General features: G+C 60.2%; 9 protein-coding genes. All 9 read left to right on the top strand.

Annotated elements, in window-relative coordinates:
• Positions 1-25 precede the first annotated feature (25 nt).
• The 9 genes from flgL to RBT76_10340 all read left to right on the top strand — a co-directional run bounded on the left by flgL (position 26) and on the right by RBT76_10340 (position 12,447).
• Positions 26-1,966 (top strand): flagellar hook-associated protein FlgL, encoded by a 1,941-nt coding sequence (gene flgL / locus RBT76_10300; GenBank protein MDX9858172.1) that lies wholly within the window; start codon positions 26-28, stop codon positions 1,964-1,966.
• A 20-nt stretch (positions 1,967-1,986) separates the two neighbouring features.
• Positions 1,987-2,469 carry a flagellar assembly protein FliW gene (locus RBT76_10305; protein ID MDX9858173.1) on the top strand — a complete coding sequence of 161 codons (483 nt, stop codon included), beginning with the start codon at positions 1,987-1,989 and terminating at the stop codon, positions 2,467-2,469.
• A gap of 77 nt (positions 2,470-2,546) precedes the next feature.
• Positions 2,547-5,258 carry a tetratricopeptide repeat protein gene (locus tag RBT76_10310; GenBank protein ID MDX9858174.1) on the top strand — a complete coding sequence of 904 codons (2,712 nt, stop codon included), beginning with the start codon at positions 2,547-2,549 and terminating at the stop codon, positions 5,256-5,258.
• A gap of 274 nt (positions 5,259-5,532) precedes the next feature.
• On the top strand, positions 5,533-7,713 hold the full coding sequence (locus RBT76_10315; GenBank protein ID MDX9858175.1) for a flagellin: 2,181 nt from the start codon (positions 5,533-5,535) through the stop codon (positions 7,711-7,713).
• A gap of 110 nt (positions 7,714-7,823) precedes the next feature.
• Positions 7,824-10,160: a flagellar filament capping protein FliD gene (gene fliD, locus RBT76_10320; protein MDX9858176.1), complete on the top strand. Its 2,337-nt coding sequence runs from the start codon at positions 7,824-7,826 to the stop codon at positions 10,158-10,160.
• 30 nt (positions 10,161-10,190) lie between these two features.
• Complete coding sequence (locus RBT76_10325) at positions 10,191-10,625, top strand: flagellar export chaperone FliS (protein ID MDX9858177.1); 435 nt, start codon at positions 10,191-10,193, stop codon at positions 10,623-10,625.
• A gap of 1 nt (position 10,626) precedes the next feature.
• Entirely contained in the window at positions 10,627-11,082 is a 456-nt protein-coding gene (locus RBT76_10330; GenBank protein ID MDX9858178.1) for a hypothetical protein, read from the top strand.
• 91 nt (positions 11,083-11,173) lie between these two features.
• Positions 11,174-11,524, top strand: coding sequence for a hypothetical protein (locus tag RBT76_10335; protein MDX9858179.1), 351 nt, complete (start codon positions 11,174-11,176; stop codon positions 11,522-11,524).
• 20 nt (positions 11,525-11,544) lie between these two features.
• On the top strand, positions 11,545-12,447 hold the full coding sequence (locus RBT76_10340) for an HDOD domain-containing protein (protein ID MDX9858180.1): 903 nt from the start codon (positions 11,545-11,547) through the stop codon (positions 12,445-12,447).
• The last annotated feature ends 446 nt before the right edge of the window (positions 12,448-12,893 follow it).

Consider the following 12,893-nt stretch of genomic DNA (forward strand, 5'->3'; position numbering starts at 1 on the left):
CAAGTCGGCGTAAGAGGCGATCAGGATGCGCGTCACCAACAACATGATCTCGAACCGCGTGGTGTTCAACATGCAGCGGTCGCTGGGTCGGTTTTTCGACCTCGAGACGCAGATGTCGTCCGGTCGCCGGATCAACAAGCCCTCCGATGATCCAAGTGGTACGCTTCGCGACCTGAATTACCGGACGGAACTGGCGAAAATCGAGCAGTACCAGAAGAACATCAGCCAGGCGCTGAACTGGACGGCGACCTACGACCAGGTTCTCGCGGATACGAAGAATTTCGTATCCGAGGCGAAGGAAATCGCGGTTGCGATGTCCAACGATACGTACGATGACATCGCGCGTGAAGCCTCGGCCGGACAGATCCGTTCCCTGATCGACCAGATAACATCGCTGGCCAATACGCGGCTGGAAGACCGTGCGATATTCGCCGGTCATCGAACGCGAATCACGCCGTTCAACGTGAACGCGACCGGGGCGGTCTACGGCGGCAACAACGGACAAATCGAGTTTGAAGTCGATAACGGGCAGCGCCTGAGTGTCAACCTTCCGGGAGACGACGTATTTCTGAAGCGGCTGGGGCGGCTCGGGGAGGACAGCGACCTGAATATCGGCGTCACCGGCGCCACTCTGTTGAACACGCTGCGCCGCGGCGACGGCGTCGATCAGGCGTCGGGATTCACCGTAACCGACCGGAATCTGAATATCACGGCGACCATCGATTTGAGCGATCCGGCGATCACGACGATCGACCAGGCGCTCGCCAAGATAAACGCCGATCTTGCGGCGGCGGGCATTACCGATCTCACGGCCGAGATCGGCCCCGACGGCAACAATATCCTCTGGAATACGACGCCGAGCGGGCTGGTATCCGGAGCCACCGAACTCGACCGGCTGCATGGCGGCGCCGGAGTGGTGACCGAGCCGGGCGTGTTTCGTGTGTTCGACGGCGGGATCATAGATATCACGGTGAACGTGTCCGATGCGGAGACGCTCGACGACGTCATCACCATGTTCAACGACGCCATGAATGCGGCATCGGGCTCGTACCCGGAGCTGGCCAACGTTTCGATGACCCTCAACGCTGCAGGCACGGGCCTGCAGATAGACGACACAAACGTACCGCCGGTCGGACTTCAGATCGAGGACGCCCTCGACGGCAACAGCATCGCGCAGCAGCTAGGCATCGCCGGCACAATCGGCGCGCAGCGAATCGGCGACGATCTCAACCCCGGTTCATCGTTCGCCGTCTCGGAAAACGGCGGGACGACGGCGGCGGACCTGGGATTGCGGGCCGAGTTCCTGGTCGATCATCCCGGCTCGGATCTCGATGCGTTGCTTACGGTGGACAGTCTGATCGACTCAATTTCAGCGGGCAACGGTTTTGATCGGGGGGAAATCGTCATCTGGCAGGGCGAACGCAACCTGGTGATCGATCTGGAGGATCCGACAATCGTGACGATTCAGGACGTGCTGGATCGTTTAAACGGATCGGCGCTCGACATCACGGCAACGATCAACGAGGCCGGTACGGGGATTCAGATCGAGAACAACGACCCGACGCGCTCGCTGACCGTGGAAGACGGTCGGGAAAGCCGGGCGGCGAAAGATCTCGGGATCTACGGGTCGACGGACATGGTCGGCACGATGATAATGCTGGCCAACGCGCTGGACAACAATGACCGCGACGGTGCGGGGCGGCTTCTGGCGCCGCTCGACGCCAGTATCGAAGCGATGCTTGACGCGCGCGGCACGGTAGGCACGAGGACAGTCAGGCTCGAGACGACGAACACGCGGCTGGTGGACATGCATTTGAGTTTCACCCGGCTGCTTTCGGAAGTAGAAGATGCCGATCTGACCGACGTGCTGACGAAGCTCTCGACGTATGAGGCGAATTATCAATCGGCGCTGATAGCGGGCGCCAAAATCATACAGCCCAGCCTGCTGGACTTTCTGAACGGGTAGGTGGGAGACGAGGACAGAATATGTTCGTACAGAGTCTTCGCTTTGGACAATTGGATGTGCCCGATGACAAGGTCATCACCATGGCGCGACCCATTCTCGGTTTCGAGCACCTGGCGACGTTTTGCCTGGTGGATATCGAGCAGCTGCGGCCCTTTTTGTGGTTCCAGTCGCTCGAGGACGAGTCGGTAGCGTTTTTGGTTGCCAACCCGTTGCTGTTTCACCGGGGCTACCGAATCGAGGTGAACCCTCAGGAAATCGCCGAACTCGAGGTGCGCGAGGTGTCTTCGGTCGAGACGTACTGTATCGTGACCGTGCCGGACAATCCGCGCGAGATATCGGCAAACCTGCAGGGGCCGATCCTGGTGAACCCGGAGACGAGACTGGCCAAACAGCTGGTTCTGGTCAACTCACCGTACCGGGTGCAGCATTACCTGCTCGATGCGCTGGAGCGAGCCGATCACGCCGCCGAACTGCATCCGCAGGAAGAGCTGGTCGAGTTATAACGGCCGCGGACCGGCGCCTGCGACGGCGCCGTGTCGGCAGCGGAGCTTGGACTGCCCCATAGGAAAGGATGGTGTCCATGGCCGGATCGTCGCGCAAGAATCACAAGCGATCCCGGAAAACATCGCGAGCGAACGGGCGCACTCGCGCCGAGCGTGCTCCTCAGCAGGCGTTCGACGAACTGCTTGCCGACGTCCGACGCGATCCCCAGGACTTCGCGGCCCGGCTTGCGGTGGCGACGTTTTACCTGACGCACAATCTGCACGACAAGATTCCGGAGGTCCTGGAGCCGGTGCAGAGCCAGTACATGTCACGCGACGTACGTCGGCGCATCCAGTTCGACCGCCTACTCGCGTTCGGGTATGCCACCACCCATCAATTCACCCGGGCGGAAGAGGCCGTTCGCCGCGGGGTAAGCGCCTGTCCTGACGCGGTGGATTTTCGTTTCATCGAAGCTTACGTGGCCATTTCGCTCGGGGAATATCGCCGTGCGGTTGACGCCGGGGCCGCGTGCCTCGCATCGATGGAGCGTCACGACCGGGGGGAACGGGTCGAGGGTGATTTCGCGGTGACACCGGCGCACCGTTCCCAGTTGCTGAACATAATCGGCTCGGCGCATATGGATTCGGGCAGTCTGCGCGATTCGATCGCCCCGTTCGAGCAGTCTATCCGCCTGGACGGCGGCAACTACCTGCCGTATCTGAATCTTGCCCGCGCCTGGTACCGCCTCGGGGAACGTCAGCGAGCACGGGATACCGTGCAGCGGGGGATGGAAGCGTGCCGGCAGGTGCAGGAACTTCGCATGCTCGCCGCCGCCCTGCAGGACAGACCGACGGTGTCGGCGTGCATGATCGTGAAAAACGAGGAAGAGCTGCTGCCCGGATGTCTTGCGTCGATTCGCGACTGGGTGGACGAGATTGTCGTCGTGGATACCGGATCGAGCGACCGGACGGTCGCGATAGCCGAGTCCTACGGCGCCCGCGTGTACCACCAGCCGTGGGAGGGCGACTTCTCCAAGCACCGCAATTTCTCGATTGAGCACGCGACATGCGACTGGGTGCTGATTATCGACGCAGACGAGGAATTCGTTACCGAAGATGTTTCGAAGTTGAAACCGCTGTTGTCCGACGAGCGCTACGATATCGTGTGCCTTGACGTCTTCAACGTGTACGCCAACAAGCCCGATCAGGTGACGTTTTTACCGTCGATGCGTCTGTTCCGCCGCCGGCTGAACCTTCGGTATGAAGGAATCGTTCACAACCAGCTGCGGGTACCTTCGGACGCCCGTACGGCCCGGATCGGCGTGCGCATCAAGCACTATGGATATGGCCTGTCGCAGGAGAAAATGCGGCGAAAGGTGGAGAGGTCCAGGGCGCTGCTGGAGAAGCAACTGGCCGACAATCCCAACGATCCGTTCGCGCTGTTCAACTACGCGCAACTGCTCCGGGGGAAAGATGATTTCGATCGGGATGACGCCGAGAGGATTCTTCACGCCGCGACGCGAGTGGTGGAACTGACCGACCCGTCGAAGCGGGGGCGCCGCCACCTGCATCTGATGGCGCTGGACCAGCTGGCCTGGTGCAATTTCAAGTTGCAGCGATATGACGAGGCGCTGACGGCGTGCGACCAGGCGCTGGAAATCCGGCCTGACTACCTGGACGCATTGCTTTTGCGCGGACACATTCTCAGTACCCTGCAGCGGTATGAGGAGGCCCGTCAGTCTTACGTGGCGTATTTGCGGGAGCAGGCAATCTACGAGCCAAGCAAAGAGCATGATCCGTTGATCCTGCAACATGTCGACAGCCGCACGACGGCTCATTACGGGCTGGCGCTGCTCGCACATGACGAGGGGAGAACGGACGAGGAGAAAAAGCACCTGCAGAAGGTCGGCGCGCTTACTCCCGGTTACATGAAGTCGGCACTTCGGCTGGGCCAGATTTTGCTGGCCGAGGGAGACCTCGCCGGGGCGGAGACGCAGTTTCGTATCCAGAGGGAGACAAACCGGGAGGGGGTGGAGGCATTGCTCGGTTTGGCGTCGGTGGCGAATCGGCGGCAGGATGCCGGGGCGGCCGAACGGTATCTCCACGACGTGCTGGCAATAGAACCTGCCAACACGACGGCGCTTACGAGGCTGGTCGAAATCTGTCGCGACAGCGGCCGCTACGACCAGGCAGTTGAGTTGCTTGGGCGGGCGAGCGGCGGACCGGGCGGCGATACGGCCAGAGAGACCAGTATCGCGCAGTCGTACTTCGAGTTGGGCAGATTTCGTGAAGCGGCGGATCACTACCGCAGGATAATCGAACGGGGGGATGCCGGCGCGGAGACCTACAACGACCTGGCCAACTGCTATTTCAAGCTCGAAGAGCTCGATCAGGCGGAATTGTTCTATCGGGAGGCACTTTCGATCCGGCCGGGCGACTATTCGGCTGCCCGGAATCTGGGTCTGGCGCTGGCTCGTCAGGAGCGCTATGAAGAGGCCATAGAATTCCTGGAAGCCGTTGCGGGCAGTACGGATGAGTCCGCCGATCTGGTTCCGGTGGTGGGAGATTTATATCGGCGGCTGGGTCAGGCCGGTCGGGCGCTCTCATTTTATGAGCGGCATTTGGCGACCAATCCGGGGGACACGCTGGCTCTGTTTCATCTTTCCGAGTGCTATCTTGCTCTGGGACATACGGATTCGGCAAGAATGGGATATCGGCGCATCTTGCAGATCGATCCGGGTTTTCGCCCGGCTCAGGACCGTATAGCGGCTCTGAGCGGCGCTTTTGCGGGCGTCGACGCGGGCCGGTAAGTCGCTGGTACCAGAGCGGAAAAAAAGGCCGGGCTGTCTATTAAGTTAAGACCCCGGATGCCGAAAATGATGATATAAAAATACGAAGGGTGAATTACGGCACGGGACTGAAGCAGAGGAGGGTCTCAAGGAGGTACAGACGAAGAGAAACGGTGTGAATAGGACCATCACGACCGATGGACTACGCGACATAGGAAGTGACATGACAGTGAAACCGAGTACGAACACGATGGGTAAGGAAACCTTACTGTAATACTCAAGGAGGAAGGACCACATGTCACTTCGCATCAATCACAACATTGCGGCCATCAATGCGAACCGCAACCTGAAGCTGACGACCACGGCTCTGAACAAGTCGATGGAGAAGCTGTCGTCAGGTTTTCGCATTAACCAGGCCGCCGATGATCCGGCAGGATTGGTGATTTCCGAGCAGTTCCGCTCGCAGATTGCGGGTCTCAACCGCGCGATCGAGAACTCGGAAGGATCGATTTCGATGATCCAGACCGCGGAAGGCGCGCTGACTGAGATCAACAGCCTGCTGGTTTCGATGCGCGAACTGGCCATCCACGCCGCCAACGAAGGCTTCAACGACGCCGACCAGCTGGCAGCCGACCAGGCCGAAATCGAGAATGCCATCTCGACGATCGACCGTATCGCCGCCAACACGCAGTTCGGTACGAAGAAGCTGCTCGATGGCTCCAAGGACAACATCGCGACGATCACGTCGTCCAACTCGTCCGAGCTGCGGATTCGCCGCTCAGACCTGACCGACGGTACCCATTCGGTCACGATCACCAAGACGGCCGAATCGTCTGCGTCGCTGAACACGGCGTCGCTGGGTCTGTCGCTGCGGAACACCGACGGCGATCCGTACAACCTCGACGAGCGCATCCACAACGTGGACGTCGTGCAGGCTTCCGACGTTGCCAAGAAGCGTTCCGGTTCGATCACGCTGACCGATGCGTTCGGCAACGGTTTGCAGGTCAATACCGCGTCCGCGATTGCCACGATCAACGCCACCGCGACCTCGGGCGCTGTCCAGGCCTCGACCGCCGGCGTGTACAACGTCGTGGTCAACTACCAGGAGAACGGCGAGTCCCCGACGGGCAACCAGACGTTGACCGTGACGCTGGCCGACGGCGACACGCAGGCTGACGTTGTCAGCAAGTTGAACACAGAGGTCGCGCTGAACGCCGGCCTGTCCGGCAAGGTCGTTTTCGCGGCCGACGGCGACGAGATCTCGCTGCAGACCACCAACCGCGGCGCGCAGTACTCGATCCAGACCGGCGCCTCGACGAAGGTGTCGGGCGGCACGGCCGGCGTCAACTACCTGACCTTCACGTCCGGTACCGCTCGTGGTGTCTCCGACGATGGTCTGAACATCACCGTCAACACCGAGCAGAACGGCAACACGAACGCCCAGATTCAGTTGTCCGCGACGACGTTTACGTCGTACTCGCAGCTGGTCGATGATATCAACGCCGCGCTGGCTTCCAGCACCGCGTTTGCGACGATCTCGGGCGGCGTCAACGACATCGAAGCCTACCTCGTTGACACCAACAAGATCGAATTCCGGACGAAGGACGAGGGTTCGAGCTACTCGATCCAGATCCTCAGCGACGATGGTGACACCACCACCGGCAACCTGCGCTTCGCGCTGAACATGACGAACGACACGCTGGCCGTTCGCGGCACGAACGCGATCATCCGGTTCGACAACTACACGAACGAAATCGACAAGGTCGCCTATGCCACGACGCAGAACGTGACCCTGTACAATGCGGCGGATGCGGATCCGAGCCGCGGCAGCATCGACATGATCGTTGCCAAGGCGACGACCGGTATCAACGTCGGTAACCTGCTGCTCGATGTCGATGCGGCGAGGTTCGACGTGCGTCTCGACGGCGGTCCGGCCCAGTCCGTGACGGCCGGCTTCAACGCCACCGTATACAACGCCGACCGCACCGAGTCGCTGCTGTTGAGCGTCGGTCTGACGTCGACGGGCGGCACCGAGACGATCAACAACACCGACCAGTCGCTGGTCTTCCAGATCGGCGCCAACGTCGGCCAGACCGCTTCGATCGGCCTGCGCGACATGTCCGCCTCGTCGCTGGGCAAGAACATCGTCAGCAACCTGTTCCGGTCGCTCTCCGAGATCGACGTGACCACGGTTGAGGGCGCTCAGGATGCCCAGACGATCATCGATGCGGCCATCAACGAGGTTTCCACCACGCGTGGTACGCTCGGTAGCTTCCAGAAGAACACGCTGGAATCCAACCTGCGTAACCTCCGGATCGCGGCTCAGAACCTGACGGCTTCCGAGTCGATGATTCGTGACACCGACATGGCAGAAGAGATGTCAGAATTCACGAAGAACCAGATTCTGGTCCAGGCCGGCACCGCCATGCTGGCTCAGGCCAACCAGGTTCCGCAGACGGTTCTGTCGCTCTTCTAGTCGACTGATAGAACGAGTGCAGTCCGGAGGAGGGCGACCTCCTCCGGACCTGCCAAGACGCGATAACGAATGAGACGACAGTGACGTCGTAATTCGAATGGGAAGTCCTGATGCCGATTACTTCGATAGACGGAATCTCTTCCGGTCTGAACACGACCGAGATCATTGAGTCTATCCTCGCTGTCGAGCGCCAGCCTGCCGTATACATGGAGCAGCAGGTGGCGGCCAAGACGAATCTGGTCAGCACCTACAAGGCCTTTCAGGCGAAGCTGCTGGCGCTGGCCACGGAGGCGCGCAAGCTGTCCCGCGCCGCGACGTTCGAGGCGACCGGCGTTACGGTCTCCGATGATGGGCATCTGTCCGCCACAGCGTCCGGTCGCGTGGGCGCCGGTTCGTATGATTTCCAGGTGTTGTCTCTGGCGCGCAATCACCAGCTGGCCAGCCAGGGATTCGAAGACGAATCGCTCGCTTTGTTCGGAACCGGGTCGATTACTATCGGCGTCGGCGATGGCGTTACCAAAACGATCACCATCGACGCCGGCAATAATTCGCTGACCGGTATTCGCGACGCGATCAACGCGGCTGATACCGGCGTTCGCGCCAGTATTATCAACGACGGGTCATCGTCAAATCCCTATCGACTCGTTTTGACTTCAGAGAAGACCGGGGTGAAGAACAAGATCGTGTTCGACGGGAGTTTCGCCGGCGGCAGTTCGCTGAATTTCACGTCGGCGTCGTTTGACAGCCCGGAACGGATCGACATGGCGGCGACTTCAGACGCCGCCGTCTCGCTGGGTATGACGGCCGCCTTCACGGGCGCGGCGAACAAGAATTACACGTTCACGGTGGCCGGCACGGGAAACCAGACGATCGGCAGTGACAATATCGTGGTCAACTGGACCGACGGCAGCAATTCCGGGTCGATTCTGGTAACGCAGGCCGACAGCGAGGTTGCCCTGGTGGGACCGGGAGCCGACGGCCTCACGCTGAGTTTCTCGGCGGGGCAATTGCAGGCCGGGGATACGTTCCAGGTGAGCACGTTCGCGCCGTTGCTTCAGGCGGCATCCGACGCGCGTATCGCTATCGGATCATCTTCAGGGACCGGCTCCCCAATAACCGTTACTTCCGAGACGAACGAGTTCAAGAACATCATATCGGGGCTGTCGCTGACGGTGAAGAAGGAAACCGCCCTCGGCGAGACGGTTTCGGTCCAGACTGATATCGACGCGGCCGCGATTCAAGCGACCATCAAGGGTTTGCTCGACAAGTTCAACGACGTGATGAAGTTTGTCGACGATCAGAACGACTACAACGCCGACACGGGGGAGAGCGGGGTACTGCTCGGCGACTATTCCGTCCAGACGATGCAGGAATCACTCCGGCGGTCCATGACGTCGGTGATTTCGGGCATGGAGAGCAAGTTCAATCAGCTCGCCACGATCGGCATACGTACGAACGCATCGGGCCAGCTATCCATAAAAGACTCGGCGGCGCTCGAAAACGCGATTCGAAGCAATCTCGATGACGTCGTCAATATGTTCATTAACTCGGGCGGCAGTTCGAACCGAGCGATAACGTTCGTGTCATCGACCGCCAAGACGCTGGCCGGCGTGGAATTCGACGTTGATATCACGCAGGCGGCGACCCGCGGAGAGCTTCGGGCGATAAGCATCGCCGACCCGTATGTCACGCCACTAACGCTTGATGCTACCAATAACAGGCTGAAGTTTACGGTCGACGGTATACAATCCGATGACATCGTGCTTTCGGAGCGCACCTACAACTCGGTCGACGAACTGATAGCCGAACTTCAGCGCCAGATCGACAACGACGCCCGGATCGGCACCCGCGGTTTGACGGTCGAATGGGTAGAGTCGGGCGACGACTCCGGGCATCTTCGGTTTCGCAGTTCGACTTATGGCTCCTCGTCAAACGTCAACGTCAATACGTCCGTTTCCAACAGCGCGGTTTCGGCGCTGGGATTGGCCGCGGCAGTCGGCGAAGCGGGAAAGGATGTAGCGGGCACGATCAACGGCGAAGAAGCGATCGGGCAGGGCCAGCTTCTGAAGGGAAAAGCGGGCAATGCAACCACCGACGGGTTGCAGCTACGAGTCACGCTGGCCGAAGAGGATCTTGTCGAGGGCGCCGATGGGACGGTCACGATCGCCAGCGGGATTGCCTCGCGCCTGCTGAATACGGTGGACGGGCTCTCGCAGGCGGGGACGGGCATGCTGGATCGCCGGATCAAAGCGGTGGAGACCCAGATAGAGGATATCAACGATCAGATCACGGCTTTTGATGCGCGGCTGGCGCAGCGCCGCGAGCGGCTGGTACTGCAATACTACGCCATGGAGCAGGCGCTGGGTCAGATGAACGCGATCAGTACCTACCTGACCACGAATCTCTCCAATCTCAATACGCAGTGGAAGTTCAATCAAAAAGACTGACATCTGTTTGAAAACCGCACCGGGAGGACCATGGACGGCAGGCTGAACACCTATCGGACGATCGACACGCTCGGCAAGTCTCCGCTCGATCTTGTACTACAGGTATACGACGGCGCCATCACCGCCTTTCGCGCCGCGGCCGACTCGTACCGTGAAAACAGCTATGAGAAGGGGCACGAGGCGATGCAGCGGGCGCGCAAGTTTCTCGTTCATCTGTATACGACGCTGGATAAGGAAAAGGGGCAGGATATCGCGCGGTCGCTGGAGAAGCTGTACACGTACTTGATTTGCCAGATCGACGTGGCGCAGGCCACGAAAGACCAGGATATCATTGCCAGCAACATCAAGATTCTCGAGAATTTGAAAAGCGGCTGGAAGGGTCTGAAGGACCAGAAAGCCGAGGGAAAGCCGGCGCCGAGCGCAGCGGCGGCTCCGGCGGCAGGCGGGTTCACCATTTCGGGGTAGTATGACCGAAAACGCACTGACACGCCTCGAACGCGAGTTGATCGCGGTATTGAAGCAGGAGTACTCGTTCTACCAGTCGCTGTACATCCTGTTGGACAAGCAGCGGGACCTGTTGAAGTACGACAAGGATGAGAACCTGCTGGATCTCTATGCGGAGATCGAGCGCTGCAAGCAGCGAATCAACGCCTCGGAAGAGAAGATCGAGTCGATCAAGAACCGCGATCCCCGGATGTTCAAGATCGCGGCCATCAGCCCGGAGGTGAAGCGGCTGGTGACCAGTATTATCACGCTCGTGCAGAAGAACGTAGCGCTGGTGGAGAGCAACGAGGCGTATTTGAAGGATCGGCACCAGCGGATTCGGCAGGAGCTGGCGGAGCTGAAGAACAGCCGGAAGATCCTGCAGTATCTTCGGGACGCGGAGCCGGCGCCGGCGCAGTTCGTGGACGGCCGGAAGTGAGGGTGCAGGAGGGCCTAAAGGACCGGCCTGCGGCGGACGATATGCTAGATAGGGCACATAGGAAGGAACCCTGCAACAAAACGGTGAGAAGATGAAGATCGGACCTCTGCCACATCACCGGCCGCTGGACCCGGCCGCCGTGGTGCCGTCGATGACGAAGCAACAGGACGATAGTAGCGCGCCGAAACCGACGACCGACCGGGTCGAGATATCCGAGAACGGGCGCGAACTGCTGGCCGAACTGGCCGACCGGGCGCGTCGGGAGCAACAAACCATGAACGGCGGGCAAGCCGAGGCGGACGTGACGACCGCGAGCGAAGAATCAGCGCTGGCCAACGGGAAGTTGGAGCAGATCCGGTTGAAGATCCTGTCGGGCTTTTACAACAGCCCGACCGTGATCGATACGATCGCCGATCGGTTGTCCGACGACATCGACGCCTGACGGTATCGAGTGGAACATCCATGGCAGACACACTGACGCCGAGCGAGCCGACAGTCGACAGCAGAGTCAAGCAGGCGGTATCCAACATCCGGAACCTGCCGACGCCGCCGATTGTCTTTCACCAGATCCAGAAAGTCATCAACGATCCCAAAGTCTCGGCCGGTCAGATCGCGGCGATTCTCTCGGAGGATCCCGCCATGTCGGTCAAGGTGCTCAAGCTGACGAATTCGGCGTTTTACGGTCTTTCCCGTGAGGTCGAGTCGGTCAAGCAGGCGGTAGTCGTGGTCGGCATGGAGGCGATAAAGAACCTCGTGCTGTCGGCCTCGGTGATCGACATGTTCAAGGGCAAGGACTACGACCAGGAGTTCCAGGAGCAGTTTTGGCGGCACTCGCTGGCCACGGCGTTCGGCAGCCGCATTATCGCACGCCGTCTCAAGACGCGCGGGATGATCGATCCCGACGCCGGATTTTCCGGGGGGTTGCTCCACGATATCGGCAAGATCATTGTCGCCTGTTATCTGCCGGAGCAGTACAAGCTGTACAAAGCGGCCCGCGCCGCCGATCCGCAGACGCCCGACTACGAACTCGAGGAGCGGACGATCGGTTTTACGCACAACCAGGTAGGGTCGCTGCTGGCCGTACAGTGGAAGCTCCCGCAGAAGCTCAACGATGCAATCACGTACCATCACGATCCCAAAGCGGCGCCGTCGGGGGATGCAATCTGCTACCTCGTGCATATCGCCGACTTCGTCGCGAAAAAGGCTTTCTACTTCGGCGACGATGAGGGCCGGGTGGGCGGATTGGACGCCACGGTGCGCGAGTATATGCAGGTCGATGACGCTCAGATCGACAGTTTCTGCGAACTGCTCAAAGAAGAGTACGTGAAAGCCGAGACGTTCATGCAGATGGCCGGTATCGGTTAAGCGACAGATACGAAAGCTTTCAAGCCCCGCCTAGGCGGGGCTTTTTTGTTGGGTGCGTGAGCGTTACGGCCCGCCGCGGCGGGGTTCGTTTTGTCATTTTTTGGGTGGGCCACAGGTGGAGGCGGGGTTCGTGGGGACACAGGAGTTGATGTCAGCACCGTTCGCAGGACAGGGCGGACTTGGATTGTCGAGTCGGTGGAGGTGCAAACGGAGCTGACCTACAGCTCACATGGCGGTTTCGAGGACGGAACCGCCCTGGGGCTCTGATTTTTAATCCCACCCGACGTTCGCCGCAGGCGAACTCTGGGTGGGCCACAGGCGGGAGCGGGGTTCGTGGGGACACAGGAGTGGATGTCAGCACCGTTTGCGGGACAGGGCGGATTTGGTTTGTCGAGTTGGTGGAGGTGCAAACGGAGCTGACCTACAGCTCACATGAATGGATACGC

The sequence above is a fragment of the Candidatus Zixiibacteriota bacterium genome, from assembly GCA_034003725.1.
In the GTDB taxonomy this organism is placed as follows: Bacteria; Zixibacteria; MSB-5A5; order GN15; family FEB-12; genus WJMS01.